A 25,384-nucleotide genomic window follows, 5' to 3' on the forward strand; every position below is an offset into this window, starting at 1 on the left:
AGGCCAATATGGGCTCATCTGCCCGAGCAACCTTTTTCTGTAGGAGCACCGTGCCAAGCAAGGCCAAAACAGGCAAGAAACTCGTGATTGTGGAGTCTCCGGCCAAGAGCAAGACCATCGCCAAGTACCTCGGCGAGGGCTTCATCGTAGAGGCCTCCATTGGTCACATCCGCGACCTGCCGCAGCCGTCTGAGCTTCCTGCAGAACTGAAGAAAACCTCGGTGGGCAAGTTCGCCGTCGACATCGAAAACGACTTCAAACCGTATTACGTGGTGTCCGCGGACAAGCGGAAAAAGGTCACCGAGCTGAAGGCCGCGCTCAAGGATGCCGACGCCCTCTATCTCGCAACCGATGGGGACCGCGAGGGCGAGGCCATCGCGTGGCACCTGCTGGAAGTGCTCAAGCCCAAGGTCCCCGTGTACCGGATGACGTTCGGCGAAATCACCAAGGAAGCCATTCACCGCGCCATGGACAACCTGCGCGATGTTGATACCGCCCTGGTGGACGCCCAGGAAACCCGCCGCGTCCTGGACCGGCTCTACGGCTACGAGATTTCCCCCGTGCTCTGGCGCAAGGTTGCCCGCGGCCTGTCCGCCGGGCGCGTCCAGTCCGTGGTCACCCGCATGGTGGTGGACCGTGAACGCGAACGCATGGCCTTCAAGGCCGCCTCGTACTGGGACCTGACGGGCCAGTTCGGCGCCGGTTCCGGTTCGTTCAAGGCGAAACTCGCTGCGGTTGACGGGGCCAAGGTCGCTTCGGGCAGGGACTTTAACGACGACGGTGTCCTCACGTCGCGCAATGCCGCGCACCTCAACGAGGAACTCGCCACGTCACTGGCCGCCGGTCTCCAGGATGCGGACTTCCGCGTCCGGTCCGTGGATACCAAGCCGTACACACGCCGTCCGGCGGCGCCGTTCACCACTTCCACGCTGCAGCAAGAGGCCGGCCGCAAGCTCCGCTTCTCCTCAAAGAGCACCATGCAGGTGGCCCAGCGGCTGTACGAAAACGGCTACATCACCTATATGCGTACCGACTCCTCGGCGCTGAGCGACGAAGCCGTCACGGCCGCCCGCCGCCAGGCCTCCGAGCTGTACGGCCCGGAGTACATCCCGGCGTCGCCCCGCGTGTACACCAGCAAGGCTGCGAACGCGCAGGAAGCCCACGAGGCCATCCGCCCCGCCGGTGACTCCTTCCGCACCCCGGCGCAGGTGGCCAAGCAGCTCTCCGGCGACGAGTTCCGCCTGTACGAACTGATCTGGAAGCGCACCGTCGCATCCCAGATGGGTGACGCCAAGGGCTCGACGGCGACCATCCGCCTGGGTGCCGTGGCCACCGATGGCCGGGACGCTGAGTTCTCCGCCTCCGGTACCGTCATCACGTTCCCGGGCTTCCTGGCCGCCTATGAAGAAGGCAAGGACGAAAGCCGCGGGGACGACGACTCCGACGAAGCCCGGCGGCTGCCGAACGTGGCCAAGGACGATGCCCTCACGGCGTCGGACATTGTGGCTGTGGGCCACGAAACCTCGCCGCCTCCGCGCTTCACCGAAGCGTCGCTGACCGCCGAGCTGGAAAAGAAGGGCATCGGCCGCCCGTCGACCTACGCCTCCACCATTTCCACCATCCAGGACCGCGGCTACGTCCGGAAGCAGGGTTCCGCGCTGGTGCCCAGCTGGATCGCGTTCTCCGTGATCCGCCTGCTTGAGCAGCACTTCACGGACTATGTGGACTACGAGTTCACGGCGGACATGGAAGGCGACCTGGACAAGATCGCCAACGGCCAAGCCGTTGGGTCCGCCTGGCTCAAGCACTTCTACTACGGCGAAGACTCCGACCCGGGCCTGCTCAGCATCGTGAACAACCTGGGCGAGATCGACGCCCGGGAAATCAACTCCATTCCCATCACGGATGAGATCACGCTGCGGGTGGGCAAATTCGGCCCGTACCTGGAAAGCTCCGCTGCCACGGTGGACGCCAAGACCGGCGAAATCGTGGAGAACTCCCGCGCCAACGTCCCCGAGGACCTGGCGCCGGACGAACTGACGGCGGCGAAGGCCATCGAACTGATGGAAACGGCTGCGCCGGAAGAACGCGTACTGGGCGACGACCCTCACACCGGCCACAGCGTTGTCGCCAAGAACGGCCGCTACGGCGCGTACGTCACCGAAGTCATCCCGGAGATGACCGAGGAACAGCTGGCCAACCAGCCCGTGGAGTACTACAAGAACGGCAAGCCGAAGCCGCCGAAAAAGCCCGTCAAGGCCAAGCCGCGCACCGGTTCGCTGTTCGCGTCCATGACCGTGGATTCCGTGACCCTGGACGAAGCGCTGCAGCTGATGAGCCTGCCCCGCGCCCTGGGTGAGGACGCCGAAGGCAACCTCATCACGGTGCAGAACGGCCGCTTCGGTCCGTACCTGAAGAAGGGCACGGACTCCCGCTCCATCGGCACCGAAGAGGAAATCTTCACCATCACGCTGGAGCAGGCACTGGAGATCTACTCCCAGCCCAAGCAGCGCGGCGCCCGTGCCGCGGTGGCCCCGCTGGCCGAGTTCGGACCGGACCCCGTTTCCGAGAAGAACATCGTGGTGAAGGAAGGCCGCTTCGGCCCGTACATCACCGACGGCATCACCAACATCACCGTCCCGCGGTCCACGTCGCTGGAGGAACTGACCCGCGAACAAGCCATTGAACTCCTCGCCGAGAAGCGGGCCAAGGGTCCGGTCAAGCGCGCCACAACGGCCCGCAAGGCCCCGGCCAAGAAGAAGGCTCCAGCTAAAAAATAAGCGCCGGGTGTTCGGTCGGCCCAACTCCGCCCTGTGGTGGAGCCGGTTGAAACAGTAGAAAACGGGAGGGGAGGAATCCGGCAGCGTGCGTCTAAGGTGGGCCCACTGCGACGGGGTTCCCTGGCCGAGCTTGCGAGGTTAGGGAGTCGCTGGGGAGGAACGAGCGAGCACGCCGAGGATTTCGCTCCTCCCGTTTGCGGTTTGCGCCGGGCTCTCCAACGTGGTCGAGTAGATACATGACTGAACAGCCCGGCACAGCCGATCTCACGCCGCTCAACGAACTCGAAGAGAAGCTCGCCCTGGGCGGCCAGCCCGAGGGCAGCCCGGTGGACGTCATCCTGTCCTTCCTCAACAGCGAGGTCTACGTCATCAGCACTGACGGGATCGAGGGGGAGGATTCCCAGGTGGAGCCGCTGGTATTGGCGAACGCCGACGGCGAGCCCGTCCTTGCGGTGTTCTCGCACCCCAGCCGCGTTGACGAGCAGTATCTTGAGGCGGCCCCGAACGTCCTGGGGACCCAGGGTGCAGCCATCATCGCCAACATTGGCGAGGAATTGGGCATGGTGATCAACCCCGGCGCTGCGTACGGGTTTGAGATCAACCCGGAGGGCGTCGCCAACATCAAGCGCGACTTCAAGCGGGCGGATGAGCTTCCCGACGGCGCACCCGAGGACGCCTCCGCAAACTGACATCTTTAGTACAGGTTGTGAGTGAGGGCCCGGGCGGGGGAATAATGGCAGGATGCGGCTAGGCGTCCTTGATATCGGGTCAAACACTGTCCACCTTCTCCTGGTGGATGCCCACCCTGGCGCGCGTCCGGTGCCTTTTGCGTCGCACAAACGGCCCATATCCCTGGTCCAATACCTGGATACCGACGGCAACATCACCGACGAAGGGCAGCACGAGCTGACCGAATTCGTCCTTGAAGCCTGGGAGTTTGCCGCCAGGCACAAAGCGGACGACCTTCTGGCTTTCTGTACGTCTGCCATCCGTGAAGCCACTAACGGCCCTGCAGTGCTGGCCCGGGTCAAGCACGAAACCACTGTCACCCTGCAGGAACTGACCGGCAGCGAAGAAGCCTCCATGACCTTCTTCGCCGTCCGCCGCTGGTACGGCTGGGGTGCGGGCCCGATCCTGAACCTGGACATCGGCGGCGGCTCCTTCGAAATGGCCTTCGGGCAGGACGAACTGCCCGAAGTGGCCACTTCGGTGCCGCTGGGCGCCAGCCGCCTGACCCGCGACTGGCTGGCTGAGGACCCGCCTTCCGCCAAGAGCGTCAAAGAGCTGCGCCGCTACATCCGGGCCACCCTCGCCCCGGCGGTCAGGCAGTTCGACGGCCTGGGCCGCGCCAACGTTGTGGCTGGAACCTCCAAGACCTTCCGGTCGCTCGCCAGGGTCGCCGGAGCAGCCCCGAGCGCAGCAGGGCCCTACGTGAAGCGCACACTTAACGCCACGGATCTGGGCGTGTGGGCGCAGCGCATTTCAGCCATGAAGTCCGAGGACCGGCTCTTTCTGCCCGGCGTGTCAGAGGCCCGCGCGCACCAACTGCTCGCCGGGGCTCTGGTGGCCGAGGCTGCCTTGGAAATGTTCAAGTTCAAGAAGATCAGGATCTGCCCGTGGGCGCTGCGTGAAGGGCTGATCCTGCGCCGGCTCGACCAGCTGGTATTCGCCGGTCCGCTGGATCCGGCCCCGCATATCATGGAGCCCGCCGCGGCACGCCAGACGATCGAGGCTTCACCCGCCTAAGGCCCGCCGCGGCTTGAAAACAGCGTTAACGCGAAAGCGCCGGCGTCCACAGCAGGAAAATGGGGGAAAACCTGCTGCAAACCACCGGCGCCTCGGGCAAACATCCCCATGCTTGCCGCATCACTCGCACCCTCAATGAGGTAATAACTACGTTAGGCGGCGAAGTTGTGTGCAAGCTGCAGCGAACATGGGAGTCGGCTGTGAATCGGTTTCGGCGGGTTCCCGGTTTTTCCGATTCGTTTCCATTTCTGCAACGGCCCACCCGAACTGCAATGATGGAAGCATGAGCAACCGAATCGCCTTCCTGGGCTGTGGATCCATGAACGAAGCCATCCTGTCCGGCCTCCTGGCCGCCGGGACGGACCCCGCCGACGTCATAGCCACAGTCAGGCGTGCGGAACGCGCCGAGGAGCTGGCTTTGCGCCACCACGGCATCACGGCCGTCGCTGGCGAAGAGGAACCGGACAACAACAAAGACGCGGCCAAGGGCTCCACGGTGGTGATCCTTGGCGTCAAACCCGTGGGCACCGTCGACCTGGCGCGCGAGATCAGCCGCTCCCTGTCCCCGAAGGCCATCGTTGTCAGCGTGGCCGCAGCCGTGTCGCTGGCGCAACTGGAAGCTGCGCTGCCTCCCGGACAGCCGGTGATCCGCGCTATGCCGAACACCCCTGCCAAGCTGGGCCGCGGCGTCGTGTCCGTCTCACCCGGAACCAACTGCACGCCGGAACAGCTCCAGACCGTCAAGGACATCCTTCGGGCCACTGGCACTGTGGTGGAGGTGCGCGAGGATCAGGTAGATGCGTTGTCGGCCATCAGCGGCTCGGGTCCCGCCTACGCGTTCTACCTGGCCGAGGCCATGGCAGCTGCCGGCGTCGAGCTGGGCCTGGATCCCGAGTTGTCGCTGCTCCTTGCGCGGGAGACAGTCGCAGGCGCGGGCTTCATGCTGGCCGAGCCGGGCGCCGATCCCTCGGCCCTGCGCAAGGGAGTGACCAGCCCCAACGGAACCACAGAAAGGGCCATCGCCACCTTCGACGACCGGGGCATTCCGGCCATCATCGCCGCCGGCGCCCGCGCCGCAGCGGACCGCTCCGCAGAGATCACCAGGCAGCTCGGCTGACATCTTCGCGGGTGGGGACTACGGCCGCGCCGCGAACCGTTCCAGCAGGTCCACGTGCCCGGACACGATCAGCATGTCGCGGGCGGACACCTTGGTTTCCGGGCGGGCGTAGGTGAAGTCCTCGCCGGGCGACTTCACGCCCACGATGGTCACGCCATACTTGGAACGCACCTTGGACTCATCCAGTGTGAAGCCCACCGTCTCGCGCGGCGGGTACATTTTCACGATGGCGAAGTCGTCGTCGAACTCGATGAAGTCCAGCATGCGGCCGGAGACCAGGTGTGCGGCACGGACGCCGGCGTCGGCCTCGGGGTAGATCACGTGGTTCGCGCCGATCCGGGTGAGGATCTTGCCGTGTGATGGCGTGATGGCCTTGACCCAGAGGTGCTCGATGCCCAGGTCCACCAGGTTCACGGTGATCAGCACGGAGGACTCGATCGAGGTGCCCACGCCACAAACGGCGGAGCTGAACTCCTGTGCACCGAGCTGGCGCAGCGCATCAATATTGGTGGCGTCCGCCTCCACCACGTGGGTGAGGAGCGGCGCCCACTTCTGGACCAGGTTCCGGTCGCGTTCGATCGCCAGCACCTCGCGGCCCTGTTTCACGAGCTGCTCGGCTGTGGACGAGCCGAAGCGGCCCAGCCCGATCACCAGGACCGGCGCGTTGTGGGCGGGGCGGTTGGGGGCGCCTGAGGAATTAGCCAATGATGGGCCTCTCTTCCGGGTAGTGGTACAGCTGGCTGCGCTGGCGCAGGGCCAGGCCAGCTGCAAGGGTGACAGTGCCGACGCGGCCCGCGAACATCAGGGCGGTGAGGACATACACGCCCGACGGCGGCAGTTCGGCACTGAGGTTTGTGCTCAGTCCCACGGTGGCAAAGGCTGAAATGGTTTCGAACAGCACGCGGTCCAGGGATGCGCCGCTGATCTGCAGCAGCAGGAACGCTGAGACGGAGACCAACGTGGCGCCGGCGACGATCACTGAGATGGCCACCCGCATGGTGCCCTGCGGGATGGTCCGGCCATACACCTTCACGTCGGAGTCGCCGCGGGCCTCCGCGGCGATGGCGAGGAACATCACGGCGATGGTGGTCACCTTGATGCCGCCCGCCGTGGACGCCGAACCGCCGCCGGCGAACATCAGCGCGTCCGTCAGCAGCATGGTGGTGGATTCCATGTGGTTCTGGTCCACCAGGTTGAACCCGCCCGAGCGGGTCATGACGGAGGCGAAGAGGGAGTGCGTGATCTTGTCGCCGAGGTCCATGTGGCCGATGGTCCGGGCGTTGTCCCACTCCATCAGCGCCCACAGCAGCGTGCCGGCGGCCAGCAGGATGAAGGACACCTGGATGGTGAGCTTGGTGTGGAGATTCCACTTTTTCCAGTTGAGCCCATTCTGCTGCAGGACCATGACCACGGGAAAACCCAGGCTGCCCAGGAACACGCCGAGCATCAGCGGGATGAGGATCCACAGGTCGGTCTCGTACGGCACAATGCCATCCGAATGCGGGGTGAAGCCGGCGTTGTTGAAGGAGGAAATTGAGTAGAAGACTCCATGCCATACCGACTGCCAGAAGGGCTCGCCCAACGTCATGAACCGGGGGATCAGCGCCAGCGCCAGGACGCCCTCGATTACCACGGAGGTCACGATGACGATCCGCAGCAGAGTACCCACTTCACCGAGCCGGCCGGCGTTGTTCATGGCTTCCTGCGCGATGAGCTTGCCGCGGACGCCAAGCTTCTTGCTCACCATGAGGGCCAGCAGCGACGCGAGGGTCAGGGTTCCCAAGCCGCCCACAAAGATGCCGATCAGGATGACCAGCTGGCCGAAGAAGGACCAGTGCACCGCCGTCGAAACAACCGTCAGACCGGTCACGCAGACCGCGGACACCGCGGTGAACAATGCCTGGTGTATCGGAGTGGCCGTACCGGTGGCGGAAGAGATGGGCAGCGAGAGGAAGAACGTGAACACCAGGCAGACCGCGCCGAAGGCGCTCAGGGCAAGCCGGGCGGGCGACGTATTGGCAATATCGTCAACGAAGTCGCGTACGCGGGTGAAGATCCAGAGGCCTTCGCGCTCCGGTGCGGCGGGGTGCCAGCTGGCCGGGTTCCGGGGCCTCGTCTGGCGTTGCGTCATGGGGGGCTTTTCCTCGGTTGAAACTGTTTCCTCCAGTAGTAAACCACTAATGCCCGCGTAATGGCCGGGCTGGGGCAGTGGCGTCCTCCGGTAGCCTGTCATTGATGACATTCCTGCCCGGTCTCAGCCAGCCTGCGCCACCAACGATGGTGGTGTGGAATTCCGCCATGACGGCCTACAATTTCGGCCCGGGCCACCCGATGGCTCCTGAGCGCATGGACCTGACGGCCCGCTTGGCCCGGAGCTTGGGCCTGCTGGACCTTGCTCATGTATCCGTGGAGGCTCCGGAGGTTGCATCGGATGCCGAATTGGAAACCGTGCACTCGCCTGAGTTTGTGGCCGCGGTTCGCCGGGTCAGCGATGACCCAACTTCGCCGGATGAAGCCCGCGGACTTGGCACCGACGACGATCCTGCCTTCGCCGGCATGCACGACGCCGCCGCGAGGCTCGCCGGCGGATCGCTGATCGCTGCGTCCGCCATCCTGGACGGATCCGCGCTCCACGCCGTGAACTTCGGCGGCGGCCTGCACCACGCGGCCCGCGACCGTGCCAGCGGCTTCTGCATCTACAATGACTCCGCGCTGGCGGTCCAGAGACTGCTCGACGGCGGCATCCGCCGCGTGGCGTACATCGACGTCGATGCGCACCACGGCGACGGGACGGAAAGCATCTTCTGGGACGACCCCCGGGTCCTGACCATTTCCCTGCATGAAAGCGGACTCACGCTGTTCCCAGGGACCGGTTTCGCGAACGAGATCGGCGGTCCGCAGGCTGAGGGCAGTGCCGTCAACATTGCCCTGCCGTCGGGCACCGGCGATGCCGGCTGGCTGCGTGCTTTCCACGCAGTGGTGCCGCAGCTCGTGGGCGCGTTCCAGCCCGAAGTCATCGTGAGCCAGCACGGCTGCGACTCGCACCGGCGTGACCCTCTGGCCCATCTGAACATCAGTGTGGACGGTCAGCGTGAGGCGGCCACCGCCGTCGGGAATCTCGCTGCCCGGCACTGCGAAGGCCGCTGGATCGCCACGGGCGGCGGCGGGTACAGCGTGACCGACGTTGTGCCGCGCTCGTGGAGCCACCTGATCGCCATCGCCGCCGGGCGCCCCGTTCCGCTCCGGACCTCGGTGCCGGAGGATTGGCGCACGTATGTTTCGGACAAGTTCGGTATGGACGCCCCGGGCCTGATGGGCGACGACGTGGAACTCTGGTGGCGGTCCTGGGAAGTGGGGTTCGACCCCAACGACGCCGTGGACCGCACCGTCATGGCCACCCGCAAAGCAGTTTTCCCGCTGTACGGCCTTGATCCCTGGTTCGACTGACCCTTCTTCATCAACCGGCGCGGGCCGGTCACAGGCGAAATAGTTGATGCCTGGCGGCGTATATGTCGCTAGGGTGGGAGGCATGGTGACAGACGACGTATTTGCCGTCATTGCGGAAGCAACCCGGCGCGACATTTTGGTATCCCTGCGCGCCGGGGACAAGGCAGTGGGCGAGTTGGTGGAAGAACTTTCCGCGAGCCAGCCCACCATTTCCAAGCACCTGAAAGTCCTCCGCGAGGCGCAGCTGGTCAGCATGCGGGCGCAGGGCCAGAAGCGCTATTACGCGCTGAACCCCAAACCGCTTGAGGGGATCGTCAGCTGGCTGGAGACGTTCGACGTCGGCCCGGCGGCCGCCGTCGCCAAGTCACCCCGTGCTGGGGCGGAGACCGGCACCGAGCCGGCCGTGGCTAGCCCACTGCTGGACAACGAAGCCGTCGCCGCCGTCCTCGAGCGCCCGGGCGCCGGACTGAGCCCCGCCGTCGTGATTCCGGGCGGAATCTCAGCCCCGCTCAGCGACGACACCGTGCCGCAGCAGATCGGCCGCACTGTGGGCCGAGCCGCCACGAAGGCCGCAGACCTGCTGGCGAACCTCCCGAATCTCCCCAAGTTCGGCCGCAGAAAGTAGACCTTAACCCAAAGTAGGTAGCAGTAAGTGTCGTTTTGAGGGCTCAAAACGACACTTACTGCTACCTAGTTGGGCGGGCGGTGCGACTTACTTGTTGAGCAGGCGCACGTGGTCCGGGGTCAGCTCGGAGATCTTGCTGACGCCCAGCAGCGCCATGGTGCGGGCCATGTCCTTCTCGAGGATCTGCAGGGTGCGGTCCACGCCCGCCCGGCCGCCGGCCATCAGGCCGTACAGGTACGCGCGGCCGATCAGCGTGAAGTCGGCGCCCAGTGCAAGGGCCGCGATGATGTCCGCGCCGCTCATGATGCCGGTGTCCAGCATGACGGCCGCGTCCGAGTTGTCCTTGGTGAAGGCTTCCTTGACGCCCGGCAGCAGGTGGAACGGGATGGGCGCGCGGTCCAGCTGGCGGCCGCCGTGGTTGGAGAGCACCACGCCGTCGGCGCCGTGGTCCACCACCTTGCGGGCATCCTCAACGGTCTGGATGCCCTTGACCACCAGCTTGCCCTTCCAGGTCTCGCGCAGCCAGTCCAGGTCCTCGAACGTCAGCGTGGGGTCGAACATCGAGTTGATGAGGTCCGCCACGGTCCCCGTGTAGCGGGACAGCGAGGCGAAGGTCAGCGGCTCGTGCGTGAGGAAGTTGAACCACCAGGCCGGGCGGTAGGACGCATCCAGGACGGTCTTGATGGTCAGTGCCGGCGGGATGGTCATGCCGTTGCGGACGTCGCGGAGGCGGGCGCCGGCGACGGCGGTGTCCACGGTGACCATGAGGGTATCGTTGCCGGCCTTGGCGGCGCGCTCGATCAGTTCCAGCGAACGGTCGCGGTCCGTCCACAGGTACAGCTGGAACCAGTTGCGGCCGTTCGGGGCGGCGGCGGCCACGTCCTCGATGGAGGCGGTGCCCATGGTGGAAAGCGTGTACGGAATGCCGGCGGCTTCGGCTGCCTGCGAGCCGGCGTATTCGCCCTCGGACTGCATCATGCGGGTGAAGCCGGTGGGGGCGATGCCCACGGGAAGCCGGGAAGACTTGCCCAGGATGTTAGTGCTGAGGTCGATGCTGGAGACGTTGCGCAGGATGCCGGGCCGGAACTCGATGTCCAGGAAGGCTTCGCGGGCGCGGCGCAGGGTGATCTCGCCCTCGGCGGCGCCGTCGGTGTAGTCGAACGGGGCCTGCGGGGTGCGTCGTTTGGCCATGTCCCGCAGGTCCCAGATGGTGCTGGCACGCTTGAGCCGGGCTTCCTTGCTGAATTCGGGCTTCTTGAACTGCATCAGCGGGGCCAGGTCCGAGTACTTGGGGATGCGGCGCTTCAACGCAGGCGGCACCGCTGAAGCGGCCGGACTCGGCGCGGTGGCGGTGGAGGCCGGGACGTCCGTGGCATCCGGGGACGGGGTGACCTCGGGATTGTTCGGCTGGATGGTGTGGGTCATGGCTGCCTCCGTTGGTGGCCTGGTGCAGGGGTCGGGCTGTGGTCTAACCACACTCTAGGCCATGTGGTCCAACCACATCAACTACGATAGCGATATGCGTACGCACCAACTTGTCCTGACATGGATCGAAAAGCAGCTCTCCGACGGACAGCTGAGCGTGGGCGGACGCCTGCCCGCGGAACGGACGCTCGCCGAGCAGCTGGCGGTTTCCAGGACATCGGTGCGCGAGGCCATCCGCATCCTGGAGGCCATGGGCGTGGTCCGGGCCGGGGTTGGCTCCGGCCCCGGAGCGGGGACGGTGGTGATTTCGGATCCGACGGCGGCGCTCGGCTCCGCGCTGCGGCTCCACGTTGCCACGCAGCATCTGCCCGTGTCCGACGTCGTGGAAACACGCATCCTGCTGGAGACCTGGGCGGCTGCACGGGCCAAGCCCGACGCTCCGGAGCTGGACCTGGCCGCCACGCTCCTGGGCGAGATGGACGCCGTCGAACGCGTTGCCCGGACGGCGGATGACTTCCTGGCGCTGGATATCCGGTTCCATCTGGCCCTCGCGGACGCCGCCGGCAATGCCGTGGTCAGTTCCATGATGGGCTCGCTGCGCGAATCCATCCAGGGCTACACCGCCCGGTTTACGGCCAATCTCCCGGACTGGGATGCCACAGCGTCGCGCCTGCAGGCGGAGCACCGGGAGATTCTGGCCGCCATCAGGAACGACGACGGCGCGCGCGCGGCCACACTGGTGGCTGCCCACATCGAGGGGTACTACCGCGAGGGCGGGGTCGGGCGCCCGGCGGAGGGCTGACCCGGCGTCGACATGGCAGTTCGCGGAGGGAATCGGGGCAACTCAGCCGTGGGCCGCAGTACGTGGCGCCTTGGCGGGCCCGCTGCTGGCCCGGATTTCCAGGCGCGGCTGGTACCGGCTGCCCGGGGCGTCGTGGTCTTCCTTGCGGATGAGTGCCCGCAGTTCACGCCAGGCCTGGCCGCCAAGCTCGGCAATCGGAACCGCCGCGGTGGTCAGGGTGGGTGTGGTGTAGCGGGCGAACGGGATGTCGTCGAAGCCGGTGACGGAGATGTCGCCCGGAACGTCCACGCCGCGTTCGTGCAGGCCGCTCATCAGGCCCATGGCCACGAGGTCGTTGAAGGCCAGGATGCCGGTGGCGCCGCTGGCCAGGACCGAGTCCACCGCCCCGTGGCCGGTATCGAAGTCCGAGCCGCCGTCGAGCATGGTGACGGCCACCTGCGGGTGCCGGGTTTTGAACGCCTCCAGGCCCTCGAGCCGGAGCCCGTTGGAGGCGCTGCCTGCCGGGCCGGCCAGGAAGGCCAGGCGCGTATGGCCGAGGCCCACCAAGTGCTCGGCGAGGTCCTGGACTCCCTGCCCGTAGTCCACCACGAGGCTCGGAATCCCGGCCGCCGCCGTCGTCCGGTTGATCAGGACGAGCGGGTGCAGCGACGGGGCGATTTCCTCGAGCTCGGCATCGCTCATACGCGGGGCGCAGAGCACCAGGCCGTCGCAGCGCCGGCGGGCCTCGCCGGCCAGGATGGCTTCTTCGCTGGAGACTTCGAAGGAATCGGCAATCAGCACGCGGTAGCCATCTTCCGCCGCGGCCCGGCTCAATCCGCGCAGGATCGCCTGGAAGGTGGGGTTGGCGAGGTCGGGCACCACAATGCCGATGGTGTCCGTCTTGCCCAGCGCGAGGCTGCGACCCACGGGATTGGGTTGGTATTTGAGCTCGACGGCGGCCGCCCGCACCCGCGCCGCGATGTCCGGGTCCACGGTGAAGTTGCCGTTCATGACGCGCGAAACAGTGGCGTGCGAAACCCCTGCCTTCACGGCAACGTCCGCAATGCCGATCCTGCCGGTTGCCGATTTCCTGGCCATGGCCCTGCCTTTCGTAAGTCCCGGTCCCCGTGATTACCGGCGCCCGTGGGACAGCATACAACGCTCTCGGAAACCGGTTTCCATTCGTTCGGCGCGCCGGATGAGGGCTGTGCCGCCGCAGAAACAGGCCTTTCCGTCAGAAAGCGCTTTCTCTTAGAGAGGATAAGGGTTGACGGGACCGCGAGTCTATTGATAGAAATCATGTAGCAGCACTGAGAAAACGCTTTCTCGCTTGCCAGTACCACAGCCCAGCGCACCACCAGCGGCCGCAGTCCGGCCGAGTATTGAAGCCTCCGAAAGGGACCCTCATGGTCAACACAGCCGAATCGAGTTCTGCTACCGCTGACTTCACTTCAGCGCCGGAGCCAGGCACAAGTACCAGGGCCCGCATCGCCCTCATCGGCACCGGTGGCCGCTCCGAGATGTACATCCGGGCCATCTTCGGCAAGCACGCTGATACCGCGGAACTGGTGGCCTTCTCCGACGTCAACCCCGGCCGCGTGGAGTTCTACCAGAAGCTCATCCAGGAACTCGGTGCGCCCGGACCCGTCGCTTCCTTTGACCCCGCAGACCTCACCGCCTACATCCAGGCCAACAACATCGACCGTGTTGTGGTGACCACTCCGGACTACACGCACGCGGACTACATCGTGGAGGCGCTCGAGGCGGGCGCCGACGTCGTCGTCGAAAAACCCCTCACCATCGACGCCGAAGGCTGCCGCCGCATCACCAAGGCCGTGGCAGAAACCGGCCGCAACGTGGTGGTCACCTTCAACTACCGCTACTCACCCCGCAACAGCGCCCTCAAGGAAATCATCCAGAGCGGTGTAATCGGCAAGGTCACCTCCATCGACTTCAGCTGGGTCCTGGACACCGTCCACGGCGCCGACTACTTCCGCCGCTGGCACCGCGAGAAGAAGAACTCCGGCGGCCTGCTGATCCACAAGGCATCGCACCACTTCGACCTGGTCAACTGGTGGATCAACGACGTCCCGGAGCGCGTGTTCGCCTCCGGTGGCCTCAAGTTCTACGGCGACAAGAATGCCGCCGAGCGCGGCCTGGGTCCCCGTCCGGAACGTGGAACGCCCGACGCCGGCACTCCGGCGAGTGCCGAAAAGGATCCGTTTGCGCTGGACCTGCGTGAGGATGAGCGCCTGAAGGCCCTCTTCCTGGACAACGAGCACTACGACGGCTACCGCCGCGACCAGGACGTCTTCACCGGCGGCATCACCATCGAGGACAACCTGGCACTCGTGGTGGAGTACCAGGGCGGCCCGCGCCTGAGCTACTCCCTGAACGCCCACAGCCCGTGGGAAGGCTACCGCGTGGCCGTCAACGGCACCGAAGGCCGGGCCGAACTTGAAGTGGTGGAACGTGCCGCCGTCCTCAACAGCACGGACAAGAAGACCGTGGTGGACCCCAGCGCCACCCCCATCGAGGAGGAAGACGCCGTCCGCCGCAACGGTGAACGCCTGGTGGTCCAGCGCCACTGGGAAGCAGCCTACGAGGTGCCCATCGTCAACGGCGAAGGAGGCCACGGCGGCGGCGACGACCTGCTCCTCTCCGACCTCTTCAACGGCCCCGGCGAGGACCCGCTGGGCCGTCCGTCCGGATACCTCGACGGCCTCCGCTCCGTGTCCGTGGGCATTGCCGGCAACCTTTCCTTGGAGTCCTCCCTTCCCGTCCGCATCGAGGATCTCCACCTCGGCGCAGACCTTCGCCGCGACGCCTAGTCCGCCCGAAATCCTAAAGGAACCAACATGAGCAGGATCTTTGTCACCGGCGGCTCCGGCCGTCTGGGGCGCAGCGTCGTGGCGGGGCTCTCGGCAGCGGGCCACGAGGTCATCTCGGTGGACCGCGACGCCATCCCGGCGGACCAGTTGCTGGCCAGCGTTGTGCAGGAAACCGGCGATCTGCTGGCCCCGGGCGAGGCTTTGCGCCTCCTCCGGGAGGCCAGGCCCGACGCCGTCATCCACCTTGCAGCGATCGCCGTTCCGTTCAGCGCGCCGGAGGACGTCATCTTCGCCACCAACACCCGCCTTGCCTACGCTGTCATCAGCGCGGCCACGGAACTGGGGATCGGCAAGATCGTCACGGCGAGCAGCCCCACGGTGCTGGGCTACGGCTGCCCGGCGGGCTGGCTGCCCGCGAGCTTCCCGCTGGATGAGCAAACGGCGCCAAAGCCCTGGAACGCGTACGCGCTGTCCAAACTTATCGCCGAGCAGACCGTTCAGATGTTTGCCGCGGCGCAGGGGGAGAAGATCCGCTACGCCGCCTTCCGGCCCTGCTACGTCATCTCGCCGGAAGAATGGGAAGGCGCGCCCACGCAGCAGGGCCATACCCTGGCCGAACGGCTGGCCGATCCTGCCCTGTCCGCGCCCGCTCTGTTCAACTACGTGGACGCTCGCGATGTGGCCGATTTCCTGGACGTGCTCCTGCAGAAGATGGACTCCATTCCGAACGGCGAAACCTTTTTTGTGGGCGCCGCGGATGCCCTCGCCACCGCATCGCTGGCCGAACTGATGCCCCGCTTCCTGCCGGGAAGCGAGGCCCTCGCCGCCGGCCTGACCGGCACCAGCCCGGCCTTCTCCATCGCGAAGGCCCGTCAACTGCTCGGCTGGGAACCCAAGCGCAGCTGGCGGACCGAACTGAAGACCGATTCCACCCTCAACGACGAGACATCCGCCGCGCTGGTAAGCGCCGGCAGCGATGCCAAGGAGACATCATGAAATTCGACGGCGTTTTGTTCTTTCCCGTCACCCCGTTCACGCCGGAAGGCACCGTGGATGTGGAGCTCCTCAAGGAGCACATCGGTTCGAGGCTGCCGTTCGGACCCGGCGGCGTGTTTCCTGCCTGCGGCACCGGCGAATTCCACGCCCTGAGCATCGACGAGGTGCGCACCGTGGTGACCGCCGCCGTCGAGGTTGTGGCAGGTAAAGTGCCAGTGGTGGCCGGAGCCGGCGGGCCGCTGGGGCACGCCATCGCCGCCGCCCGTGTTGCCGAGGAAGCCGGAGCCGATGCACTCCTGGTCCTGCCGCCGTACCTGGTCACCGGCCCCACCGACGGTTTGGTGGCGTACATCGAGGCAGTGGCGGACGCCAGCAGCCTCCCGGTGATCGTGTACCACCGCGGCAACGCCAAGTTCACAGCCGCCTCCATGGTCCGCCTCGCCGCCAACCCCAAGGTGATCGGCTTCAAGGACGGGCTGGGCGATGTGGGCCTGGCCCAGGAGATTGTGTCCGCGGTCCGCGCCACGGGGCGCGAGGACTTCGCGTTCTTCAACGGGCTCCTGACGGCCGAACTGACCCAGGGCGCCTACCGGGGCCTGGGCATTCCGCTCTACTCCTCGGCGGCGTTCGCCATGGCACCGGAGATCGCCAAGGCGTACTACGACGCCTTTGTCTCTGGCGATGAGCACCGCCGCAACGCCCTGCTGGAGGGTTTCTACGCCCCGCTGGTGCGGCTCCGGGACCAGACCCCCGGCTTCGGCGTCTCGCTGGTCAAGGCCGGCCTGCGGCTCGGCGGACTTCCCGTCGGCCCGGTCCGGCCGCCGCTGGTGGACCCCACCGAGGACCAGCTGCTCCAGCTGAAGTCCATCCTGGCCAAGGGCTACGAGCTGGCCGGCCGCTGATGAGTGCGCCCGCCGTCGAAACCGTCCGGACCGCTCCGCGCATTACCGGTCTGACCACCCGCCTCCTGACTGTCCCGCTGCGCCGCAGCTGGGGAGTGGAGGCACCGGAAAACCACGTGATCGTTACGGAAATCCGGACGGACGACAGCGGCGCGGGGCACGGTTTTTCGTGGACGCCCACCATCGGCCCGCAGGCCGTCAAAGCGCTCCTCGACTACGACATCGCACCTTTCGTTGCGGGGCTGCCCGCCAATCCCGAGACCGTATGGGACGCGTTGTGGAAGCGGCTGCACGAGGCCGGCGGCGGGGGACTGACCACCATCGCCATGGCCGGCGTCGACCTTGCCCTCTGGGACCTCCAAGCACGCCGTGCCGCTACGTCAGTTACGGGGCTGCTGGGCCAGCGGCAGGAGTCCGCCGAGGTATACGGCTCGGGTGTGAACCTCCACTACACACTGGAAGAGCTGGTGGCCCAGACCGAACGCTGGATTGCCGCGGGCCACCGGGCCGTCAAGATCAAGGTGGGCAAGCCCGATATCCGCGAGGATGCCGAGCGCGTGGCCGCAGTCCGCTCCGTCCTCGGACCGGACCGCAAGCTGATGATCGACGCCAACCAGCGCTGGGACCTGCCCACCACGTTCAAGGCCCTGGACGTGCTCGCGGAGTACGGCCTGGAATGGCTCGAGGAGCCCATCCGCGCGGACGACCTCTGGGCCTACCGCAGGCTGCGCAAGCATTCACCCGTGCCCATCGCCCTGGGCGAAAACCTCCACACGATCTACCGTTTCCGCGATTTCATTGAGGCGGAGGCGGTGGACATCATCCAGCCGAACATCATCCGGGTAGGCGGCATCACGCCGTTCCGGCGGATCGTGGAGCTGGCCCGGACCAACAGCATCCGCGTGATGCCGCACCTGCTGCCGGAACTGTCCGGACAGCTCGCCCTTACCCTGGCGGAGCCCACGCTGGTGGAGGACGTGGAAGACGCGTCCTTCGAACAGCTGGGCATCCTGGCCGGGCCCGCACCGGTCCGCTTCAGCAACAGCCGCCTCACACTTACGGACCAGCCGGGACTCGGCTTCCGGTTCACGGACAACCCGCAGACCTGACGCACACAGCATGATGACCGCGACACGACAACTCCCGACGAAAAGCAGGTATCCCCAGTGACAACTGCAACCCTTTCCCTTTCAGAGCTCACAGCTGCCGCCACCAAAGCGGCGTCCATCGCGGCTGCCGCGTCGGACGCGGAGCGCGCAGGCTGGCTCAACGCCGTCGCCGATGCGTTGGACGCCAACGTGGCCGAGCTGGTGGAGATCGCCGATTCGGAGGCCAGCCTCGGCACCGTCCGGCTGACCGGCGAGGTGGCCCGCACCTCCGGCCAGCTGCGGTTGTTCGCACGCGTGATCACCGAAGGCTCCTACCTCGAAGCCGTGATTGACCACGCGGACCCTAACGCCACCCCGCCGAAGCCGGACCTGCGCCGTATCCTGCGTCCCATCGGCCCGGTGGCAGTCTTTTCGGCCTCCAACTTCCCGTTCGCGTTCTCGGTGGCCGGCGGCGACACCGCGTCGGCCCTGGCTGTGGGCTCATCGGTGATCGTCAAGGCCCACTCGGGCCACCTGAAGCTGTCCGAGCGGACGGCCGAAGTGGTCACCGAAGCCCTGCGTTCGGCCGGAGCGCCGGAGGGGCTGTTCGCGCTTGTGGCAGGCCGCGAGGTGGGTACCGCGCTGGTGCAGGATCCCGCCATCAAGGCCGTGGGCTTCACCGGGTCCATCCCGGGCGGCCGGGCGCTCTTTGACCTCGCGGTTTCGCGGCCCGATCCCATCCCGTTCTACGGCGAGCTGGGCAGCCTGAACCCGGTGGTCATCACCGCGGCCGCGCTGGCCGAACGTTCCGGCCAGCTCGCGGCGGGACTTGCAGCATCATTCACCATGGGCGCCGGCCAGTTCTGCACCAAGCCGGGCCTGGTCTTCATCCCGGCGGGCACAGAATTCGCCGCGGAACTGGCTGAGGCCAGCAAGGACAAGCCGACGGCGGCCATGCTCACCACCCGGATCTCCGACGCGTACCCGGAGGGCATGCGCAACGTGGCTTCGCTCCCCGGCGTGACCATCGTCAGCGGCACCGCGGACCAGGACGCCACCCTCAACGGCGCAGCGCCCGTGGTGTTCTCCACCTCCGCCGCCAACGTCCTGGAGCGCCCGGACGAGCTGCTGGAGGAGTGCTTCGGCCCCACCACGATGCTGATCGAATTCTCTGACCAGGAAGAACTCTCCGCCGTCCTGGCCAAAGTTCCCGGCAGCCTGACCGCCACTGTCCACGCCCAGCCGGGCGAGGACATCGGGGACCTCGTGGAGCAGCTGTCCGGCCTTGCCGGGCGGGTCCTGTTCGACGGCTGGCCCACCGGCGTCGCCGTGAACTGGGCGCAGCAGCACGGCGGCCCGTACCCGGCCACCACGTCCCTGTTCACCTCGGTAGGCGCGACGGCGGTCCGCCGCTTCCAGCGCCCCGTTGCCTACCAGGATGCTCCGGAAACGGTGCTGCACCCGGCACTGCGCGAAAGCAACCCGCTGGGCATCCCGCGCCGCGTGGACGGTGAACTGGTTCTTCCGTAGCTGTTCGCGGGCCATCAAGGCAGGGGTCAACTAGAAGGGTTGATCTTAGCGTTGATGGGGCATGCCACTGCTAATGGCCTGCGCCGACGACTGCTTAGGCCAAGGTTCGAAAGATGCTCTCACCAACGGAGTGCTGGTGTGCCAGTACTTCACTTCCGGCTCCATGGTCCCGGCCGACGTACCCTCCGGTCCGGGGGTGGGCAGGGGCGACTACGCCATCAGGTTCGCCAGCGTGAGCGGCAGTCCATGGATTTCCGTGCGGATCCCCTGCGCTTCATACGCGCTTAGAGTCACCATTGTCGGCCAAGCCATCACGCCTGATCCGGGAACGCTGGAAAGTTTTGTGGCGCCTGCGGCTTCCCGTGGGACGCGGATGGCAATTTATCTCCAGGACCCGCTCCAGTTCGTGCAACGGGAGACCGGTATCGTCCTGCAGAACCCGGAATGGGGAGTCACTCTGTTCGACACCCCATACGACGCTGACTAGGTTTCCTCCTTCGACGCGTGCCGAGTCCGAACCACGGCATGCTCTGGAGAGCGATTCAGGGACCGGACATCGCCATCACCTGAGAACCCTTCCTAATGTGTCCCGTATGGGGTTCCCTCACCGGGCATTTTTGCGGGCGGGTCCTATGCGAATGGACCGGCTGCGGAAACGCGGCGATCGCGCTCCGGAAATTTGAGAAGTGTTTGCACCCGTGGGGGACCGGCTTACGAACCCCCACAGCAGTTCGGCGGCGGTGCGACCGGATGAGTCCGTGTCATAGCTGCAGCTCCCCGTAAGCTCTGCCGCGCCAGCTGCGGAAGGCGCTGTTCCCACAAGTCGCGGCACCAGACACGAAGTATCAGGTCAGCCAGTTTAGCTCCATTGGGCCAGGCAGCGTTCGACTTTGCCGCCATCCTGGTGGGTGTCGTTGTCGTCGGAATCCTCGCAGCTGGTGTCCTGAACCGCCGTCTTCGGCGTCATCCTGGCCCCATGGATAAGTCCTTACAGGGTCCGCGTTCCAGGAACGCGGACCCTTGGGTGGTGCAGCAGAGAAATTATGTGATGGTGACACCAATCAGCGTCACAGTTACCACTGCCCGACCGAACGGCTTGTCGCCGACATAGGTGAGCAGCTGCCACTGGACATTGGTTACGTCCGGGCCAGAATTGACGCAGTACTCATGCAGCCCGCTCGAAAGGGGGAATGTCTGGGACGTCACCGACTCATAGGCTGACAAGGTGAGCAGATGCTCCCCGCTGGCCCGGCCGGTTATATCCACCGAAACGGTGACGCACACCGAGGTGGACCCCTCTTCCATCACCTCGCTGTTTGACCAGAATGAAGCAACTTGTCCCGAATTGACCTTCTTCAGGGTGACGGTCAAACCGTCGCTGCTGATGGTTGCCGACGCATGAGCCGGCCGAGTCACGCCACAGGTGCCCCATTGCAAGTTCGTGGACGTGAGGACTTCGCCAATACATGGTCCTTCGACGGCCGCATTGGCCGCGGCGGCCGAGAACACGATACAGAATGCCGTGCCGATGGCTGCGAGGATGGCTACAAGCTTTTTCATGGAACATCTCTTTTCTAAATCTGTTATGTCACCGATGTCCTGCGACATAACAGGTTCAACTGAGTACCCGCCAAGGAGTTACTGTGTGGTGCACCGCCCTGGGGAATTCAGACTGCAATTGGGCTTCAATAATCAGAGCCTCCAACAGTTGAGGCATGCCCACTCGCACAAGGCCATGGACTGGGTATACTGATCAACCGGTAGGCGTCCTTTGGCGCTTATGATCTCAATGCCAAGCGAGCGAATGAAAACCCGTTCCGCTCAAGGTTTCCCCTACGGACGGACTTTGGCCCGCTTCCATAGACAAGCTGCGGTCCAGCCGTTACTTTCTACACGCGGCCTTAGCGTACGATTTTTTCCTTTTTCTGAAGCGACCCCTTGTACGGCGCGATTTTCGGCCTCGTCGTCCTGAAGCTGCTGCTCGGCACCGTCCTGCTTGCCGGGCGCCGTCGCCCCGCACCCTGACGGCCACAGCCGCTCACTGACCCAGGCGAGTCGGGTGGCAGTCCCCCGCCACCGGACTCGCCGCCTTCCGCCCGCCGATTTTCGACAAAGGCTGAGATGATGGGAACCGAACTGCCCCACTGTCTGATCATCACCAACCCCGAAGACCTGGCCGGGGGCGCCCGCTCCTGCCGATAGGAGCACAGCGTGTCCAGACCCGGACTGCGAGCGGCGGCTGCGGTGGTCCTCGCACTCGTCGCGTCGTCTTGCGCAAGCAGCACCTCGAGCGAGGCCCCGGACTTTACCCCGCCTCCGAGGGCGAGCACTACGACACCGGAGAGTCCGCAACCCCCGCCGAGTCAGCCATCCAGCGCGCGAGAGCCGGGCACCACGATCACCACAGCCGCGAGCGACTTCGGCCAGATGCTCTTCGATGCCAAAAAGCAGGCCATCTATATCTGGGAGAGTGAGGAGAGCATCAGGCCGGAGTGTTACGACGACTGCGCTGAAGCGTGGCCACCCGTGCTGACCGACGGAGCGCCGACCGCTAGCGGCGAGGTCGACTCAGCGCTGCTGGGGACGACGAAGCGGCGGGACGGCACGACCCAGGTCACCTACAACGGGCATCCGCTCTACTTCTACGCGCACGAGGGGCCTGGCGAGGTGAAGTGCCACAACGTCTCGACCCACGGGGGGCTCTGGTGGGTCGTAGATCCGGACGGGATCCGAGCCCCGTAGCTGCAGTGCCGGCGGAGCCGAATCGGCGGCGCATCCTGCAGCTACGTGGCGTGGGCTCACCATCCGGGGACTGGCTGCGCCTCGTGAAACTCAATGGTGCAGCCACCAGGGATGTTGAGGTGGGGGTGAGACTTGGCCAGCTCACGGCGGCGAGTACCAGGTCGCCAAAGATCGTCGCCGTTTGGCGAGACGGTGACGGCTTGCGCTGCGTTTTACCTCCTTGCGGACGCTGTCGCGAGCTCATCAGACAAGTCGACCCAGCCCATCTCGACACCGAGATGATTCTTGGATCAGGTCAACCCGCATTGCTGCGAGAAAGGCTGCCAGCAAATGAATGGACAGAGCCGCTGGCGTCTGACTGAGGCGCACCGTAGACCGATCCCCTAGCGGACCGTGCCGCAGAGGGTTCGGCTTTCGGAACATTAAAGCGGCGCGTTGCCTGGCGCTGTCTGCTCCGCTGTCCGTGTCAGGAACCGTCCCGCCCGGCGGAAGTCACGACGAGGAGCCCAAATGCGATCACTGTCACTCCAACGCCAAGTGCCATCAGCCATGCGGCAAGTGTGTCACCGCGCAGGGCAAAGTTGATGGCTTGAGGAATGAACGTGAGCGGAAAGAACGGTGCAAGGACCAGTTGGGTGGCAAGACCCTTTCGAAGTTGCACCGCCGCGGCCCGGATAACCGAGAGATGCTCCGAATCTATAGGTGCCTTCCCTGCAATCTGACGCCGGACCTGCTTCGTTCCTCGCTTTCCAGGGAAAGCAGCACGTTGACCCTCCCCGGCTTGGCCGCGGGTACCACCTTCTTCGCGTTATAGACCAGCCCACCAACCACGACACCCAGCACCGCAAGGAGGAACGCGAACGCCAGATATGTCGGCCAGTCCGACAGCGTGCCACGGAGACCTAAGATCCCGACTGCGGTCCCGACCGCCACCATGAACAGTCCCGCCGGAAAGTAGCGCGTGAAATAGGTCTTCACGGCTTCACCCAGGCCGTTGTCTTCTATGCCCTGGGCTCTTCTTATGGCATGTGCCCAGCGGTCGTTCGACTCAGCCATGAGATCGTCTATCCCGCTCATCGTCTTCTTCCCCAAAGCACAAAACGCCGACAAGACGCCAATGAAAACCTGCTGATGCGTCATGTTCAGATCCTCAAATCCTGAACTATGTGTGCCAATAAGCCAATGCTCCACGCCTGCTGTTCCTGGTCAACAAGTCCGCTCAGGCGGCAGTTTTGTCGCGGATTCGGCGGTCTCCTCAGTCAGGGCAGCGATGATTCGCCAGCGGACCATTCCCTAGAGGGTTCGGCTTTCGGAACATTAAGTGCACGTGCCAATTGAAGCTGCGCAGCCGGCTGTATGCCGACCCTAATTGGACCGGCTACGACGCGCCATACCAACTCTTATCCGCGAAAACGCTGAAGCTGTCCCGCCGAGGGTTCCCCTTATGGGACAAGTTAATGGTCAAGCAAACTCTCAGCAGTCTCCCGGAGATAGTGCCTCCGCCGCCTGCCGCGAGGATGCTGGTCGTGAGCTCAGCGGGCGGTGTCCATCCGGTCACGCGCGCAACTCACAACGGCGGACAAATCGAGCCCGTAGGTCGGCCCGTCGCCTGAACCGTACTCCTCGAGTCGGGCCGCACCGCGCTCGAAGAGCCGGAGCGCGCCAACGCTGTTCCCCCGGGCGGCGTGGGTGAGCCCGACGCAGATCTGGGCAAGACCTTGCCAAAGGTTGCGTTCTTGGGCCGGCCCAGCTTTCCATCGGGCCTCAAGTACCTCATGCGCGGCGAAGGGCCGGCCCGCTTCCACCAAGCTCCGGGCCGAGACCAACGTCTCTGCCGGCGGCAGCGGCTCCTCGGAGACCGGCTCCACGCCAGCGCTTCCGTACGGCAGCGGCCGTCCAAGAGCGTCACGTGGCCGGGCCTGCCGCGGGCGCCTTGAAGCATCGCGATCCCTGTCGCCGGTCATTGCAGTTTCCGCTCTGAGCGTCCGTGGACCTTACTAACCTTCATCTGCCCAATGCTACGGCTCGGCCCTTCGAACATCCGTTCCACTGCAAAGGATGCCGTGGGGACGGCGGCCGCGAGAGAAGAAATGATCACCTCCATATCCTGCCCTCGAGCCATGCACTTCGCTCGGGCCGCGTGCTTTGAATTCTTGGTGTGCGTTCAAGGATCGGCTTACGGGCGGTGTCAGTCCTTCTGCAGTTTCTCGGCGAGCATTACGAGGATTCCGCTGGGACCGCGGAGGTACGTGAGTTTGTAGACGTCACCGTAGGTCGCTACGCCGCGTAGCGGATGGCATCCGTGCTTCGCAGCTATCTCAAGGGCTTTGTCGATGTCGTCGACCGAGAAGGCCACGCGGTGCATTCCGATGTCGTTGGGACGAGTTGGATTCGACTCGATCGCTTTGGGGTGGATGTATTCGAAGAGTTCCAGTTGACCCTGACCATCCGGGGTTTGGAGCATCGCAATTTTCGCGTGGTTGCCATCAAGCCCGACGGCAGTGTCGGCCCACTCGCCGCTGACGGTGTCACGGCCGACGACCGTGAGCCCGAGGTCGGTGAAAAGGCGATTGTTGCTTCGAGGTCGCGAACGGCGATACCGACGTTCACAAATTTGATGGCCATGCGTTGAAGCTACCAAGGCGGACCGATTAGCTCCAGTGGCGAGCCGGGATTCGACTCAACAAGTTCCGGGACGATTGCCCCAAGCCGATGGGCTTACGGAACGATGAAGACGCTCAGCCGCCGAAACGTCAATGAGCGAGGCGGTCTTGCTTGCCCTGCATCCTGTCGCCACACTGAAACCATGCACTGGTCCCCGGATCCTGATGCCCTGCGAGGCCGAGTTGCAGTTGTCGCAGGAGCGACCCGAGGCGCTGGACGCGGCATAGCCGCTGCTCTGGGTGAAGCCGGGGCGACGGTAATCTGCACTGGACGCAGCAGCGCGGCCGGCAGAAGTAGGTCGGACTACGACCGGCCCGAGACCATTGAGGAGACAGCCGATCTGGTCACGCAGCTTGGCGGCGCCGGAGTCGCCATCCAGGTCGATCATCTCGACTCCGAAGAGGTCCGAAGCTTGGCCCAGCGGATCCGAACTGAATATGGCGGTCTCGATGTGCTGGTCAACGACATCTGGGGTGCTGAGGTCCTGAAAGGTGGCCCAGCCGAGTGGAATACCCCTATCTGGGAGCACGACCTAGACAAAGGGCTGCGCATCCTGCGACTAGCCATTGACACTCATCTGATCACCTCGCACCATCTGCTTCCGCTGCTAATTACCAAGCGTGGGGGTCTTCTCATTGAGGTCACCGCACGGAGTCACGGCGATCGCCATCACGCCTGGATGGCTACGGTCGGAGATGATGCTCGATAGC

At 65.3% G+C, this 25,384-nt stretch carries 22 protein-coding genes and 1 pseudogene; 15 read left to right on the forward strand and 8 right to left on the reverse strand.

What is annotated here, in order from left to right; all coding sequences use genetic code 11:
• Positions 1–50 precede the first annotated feature (50 nt).
• From topA to proC, 4 genes are all read left to right on the forward strand, one after another.
• Positions 51–2,780: a type I DNA topoisomerase gene (topA, locus tag ACX80M_RS06025; protein ID WP_252609815.1), complete on the forward strand. Its 2,730-nt coding sequence runs from the start codon at positions 51–53 to the stop codon at positions 2,778–2,780.
• A gap of 236 nt (positions 2,781–3,016) precedes the next feature.
• On the forward strand, positions 3,017–3,469 hold the full coding sequence (locus tag ACX80M_RS06030) for an SseB family protein (protein WP_104060508.1): 453 nt from the start codon (positions 3,017–3,019) through the stop codon (positions 3,467–3,469).
• 52 nt (positions 3,470–3,521) lie between these two features.
• Positions 3,522–4,526, forward strand: a complete 1,005-nt coding sequence (locus tag ACX80M_RS06035) for a Ppx/GppA phosphatase family protein (protein ID WP_141141566.1) — start codon at positions 3,522–3,524, stop codon at positions 4,524–4,526.
• Positions 4,527–4,809: 283 nt separating this feature from the next.
• Positions 4,810–5,643 carry a pyrroline-5-carboxylate reductase gene (proC, locus tag ACX80M_RS06040; RefSeq protein ID WP_252603233.1) on the forward strand — a complete coding sequence of 278 codons (834 nt, stop codon included), beginning with the start codon at positions 4,810–4,812 and terminating at the stop codon, positions 5,641–5,643.
• Positions 5,644–5,661: 18 nt separating this feature from the next.
• Here proC and ACX80M_RS06045 read toward each other — a convergent pair whose 3' ends face one another.
• Entirely contained in the window at positions 5,662–6,348 is a 687-nt protein-coding gene (locus ACX80M_RS06045) for a potassium channel family protein (RefSeq protein WP_058931335.1), read from the reverse strand.
• Positions 6,341–7,774, reverse strand: a complete 1,434-nt coding sequence (locus ACX80M_RS06050) for a TrkH family potassium uptake protein (RefSeq protein ID WP_459309242.1) — start codon at positions 7,772–7,774, stop codon at positions 6,341–6,343. Before ACX80M_RS06050 ends, ACX80M_RS06045 begins: the two co-directional genes overlap by 8 nt.
• A gap of 104 nt (positions 7,775–7,878) precedes the next feature.
• Here ACX80M_RS06050 and ACX80M_RS06055 point away from each other — a divergent pair, with 104 nt between their 5' ends.
• Together ACX80M_RS06055 and ACX80M_RS06060 are read left to right on the forward strand one after the other, a co-directional pair.
• Positions 7,879–9,090, forward strand: coding sequence for an acetoin utilization protein AcuC (locus ACX80M_RS06055; RefSeq protein WP_459309243.1), 1,212 nt, complete (start codon positions 7,879–7,881; stop codon positions 9,088–9,090).
• An 82-nt stretch (positions 9,091–9,172) separates the two neighbouring features.
• Positions 9,173–9,715 (forward strand): ArsR/SmtB family transcription factor, encoded by a 543-nt coding sequence (locus tag ACX80M_RS06060; protein WP_459309244.1) that lies wholly within the window; start codon positions 9,173–9,175, stop codon positions 9,713–9,715.
• An 87-nt stretch (positions 9,716–9,802) separates the two neighbouring features.
• Here ACX80M_RS06060 and ACX80M_RS06065 read toward each other — a convergent pair whose 3' ends face one another.
• The gene (locus ACX80M_RS06065; protein ID WP_459309245.1) at positions 9,803–11,140 is read right to left on the reverse strand and encodes an alpha-hydroxy acid oxidase; all 1,338 of its coding nucleotides are present in this window, start codon (positions 11,138–11,140) and stop codon (positions 9,803–9,805) included.
• A 94-nt stretch (positions 11,141–11,234) separates the two neighbouring features.
• Between ACX80M_RS06065 and ACX80M_RS06070 the strand changes: the two genes are divergently transcribed.
• The gene (locus tag ACX80M_RS06070; protein ID WP_459309246.1) at positions 11,235–11,942 is read left to right on the forward strand and encodes a FadR/GntR family transcriptional regulator; all 708 of its coding nucleotides are present in this window, start codon (positions 11,235–11,237) and stop codon (positions 11,940–11,942) included.
• Positions 11,943–11,984: 42 nt separating this feature from the next.
• Here the strand turns inward: ACX80M_RS06070 and ACX80M_RS06075 are convergent, their stop codons facing one another.
• The gene (locus tag ACX80M_RS06075) at positions 11,985–13,019 is read right to left on the reverse strand and encodes a LacI family DNA-binding transcriptional regulator (RefSeq protein WP_252612102.1); all 1,035 of its coding nucleotides are present in this window, start codon (positions 13,017–13,019) and stop codon (positions 11,985–11,987) included.
• A 308-nt stretch (positions 13,020–13,327) separates the two neighbouring features.
• Here ACX80M_RS06075 and ACX80M_RS06080 point away from each other — a divergent pair, with 308 nt between their 5' ends.
• From ACX80M_RS06080 to ACX80M_RS06105, 6 genes are all read left to right on the forward strand, one after another.
• Entirely contained in the window at positions 13,328–14,752 is a 1,425-nt protein-coding gene (locus tag ACX80M_RS06080) for a Gfo/Idh/MocA family oxidoreductase (RefSeq protein ID WP_459309247.1), read from the forward strand.
• A 27-nt stretch (positions 14,753–14,779) separates the two neighbouring features.
• On the forward strand, positions 14,780–15,748 hold the full coding sequence (locus tag ACX80M_RS06085; protein ID WP_459309248.1) for an NAD-dependent epimerase/dehydratase family protein: 969 nt from the start codon (positions 14,780–14,782) through the stop codon (positions 15,746–15,748).
• Positions 15,745–16,650: a 5-dehydro-4-deoxyglucarate dehydratase gene (locus ACX80M_RS06090; protein WP_252599842.1), complete on the forward strand. Its 906-nt coding sequence runs from the start codon at positions 15,745–15,747 to the stop codon at positions 16,648–16,650. Before ACX80M_RS06085 ends, ACX80M_RS06090 begins: the two co-directional genes overlap by 4 nt.
• Positions 16,650–17,759 carry a mandelate racemase/muconate lactonizing enzyme family protein gene (locus ACX80M_RS06095; RefSeq protein WP_459309249.1) on the forward strand — a complete coding sequence of 370 codons (1,110 nt, stop codon included), beginning with the start codon at positions 16,650–16,652 and terminating at the stop codon, positions 17,757–17,759. Before ACX80M_RS06090 ends, ACX80M_RS06095 begins: the two co-directional genes overlap by 1 nt.
• A 57-nt stretch (positions 17,760–17,816) precedes the next feature.
• A complete protein-coding gene (locus tag ACX80M_RS06100) occupies positions 17,817–19,268 on the forward strand; it encodes an aldehyde dehydrogenase (NADP(+)) (protein ID WP_459309250.1) in 1,452 nt (483 codons plus the stop codon).
• Between the two features lie 61 nt (positions 19,269–19,329).
• The gene (locus ACX80M_RS06105) at positions 19,330–19,755 is read left to right on the forward strand and encodes a hypothetical protein (RefSeq protein ID WP_459309251.1); all 426 of its coding nucleotides are present in this window, start codon (positions 19,330–19,332) and stop codon (positions 19,753–19,755) included.
• 554 nt (positions 19,756–20,309) lie between these two features.
• Here the strand turns inward: ACX80M_RS06105 and ACX80M_RS06110 are convergent.
• On the reverse strand, positions 20,310–20,828 hold the full coding sequence (locus tag ACX80M_RS06110) for a hypothetical protein (RefSeq protein ID WP_252599846.1): 519 nt from the start codon (positions 20,826–20,828) through the stop codon (positions 20,310–20,312).
• 867 nt (positions 20,829–21,695) lie between these two features.
• Here ACX80M_RS06110 and ACX80M_RS06115 point away from each other — a divergent pair.
• Positions 21,696–22,010, forward strand: coding sequence for a COG4315 family predicted lipoprotein (locus ACX80M_RS06115; RefSeq protein ID WP_252599847.1), 315 nt, complete (start codon positions 21,696–21,698; stop codon positions 22,008–22,010).
• A gap of 696 nt (positions 22,011–22,706) precedes the next feature.
• On the opposite strand, the gene ACX80M_RS06120 is transcribed toward ACX80M_RS06115, so the two are convergent.
• From ACX80M_RS06120 to ACX80M_RS06130, 3 genes and pseudogenes are all read right to left on the reverse strand, one after another.
• On the reverse strand, positions 22,707–23,150 hold the full coding sequence (locus ACX80M_RS06120; RefSeq protein WP_459309252.1) for a hypothetical protein: 444 nt from the start codon (positions 23,148–23,150) through the stop codon (positions 22,707–22,709).
• A 392-nt stretch (positions 23,151–23,542) separates the two neighbouring features.
• Complete coding sequence (locus ACX80M_RS06125; protein ID WP_141141551.1) at positions 23,543–23,974, reverse strand: DUF309 domain-containing protein; 432 nt, start codon at positions 23,972–23,974, stop codon at positions 23,543–23,545.
• 224 nt (positions 23,975–24,198) lie between these two features.
• A pseudogene (locus ACX80M_RS06130) lies at positions 24,199–24,635 on the reverse strand (VOC family protein).
• A gap of 181 nt (positions 24,636–24,816) precedes the next feature.
• Between ACX80M_RS06130 and ACX80M_RS06135 the strand changes: the two are divergent.
• Positions 24,817–25,383 carry an SDR family NAD(P)-dependent oxidoreductase gene (locus ACX80M_RS06135; RefSeq protein ID WP_252599850.1) on the forward strand — a complete coding sequence of 189 codons (567 nt, stop codon included), beginning with the start codon at positions 24,817–24,819 and terminating at the stop codon, positions 25,381–25,383.
• Position 25,384: the final 1 nt, after the last annotated feature.

Source organism: Pseudarthrobacter sp. MDT1-22, assembly GCF_054511035.1.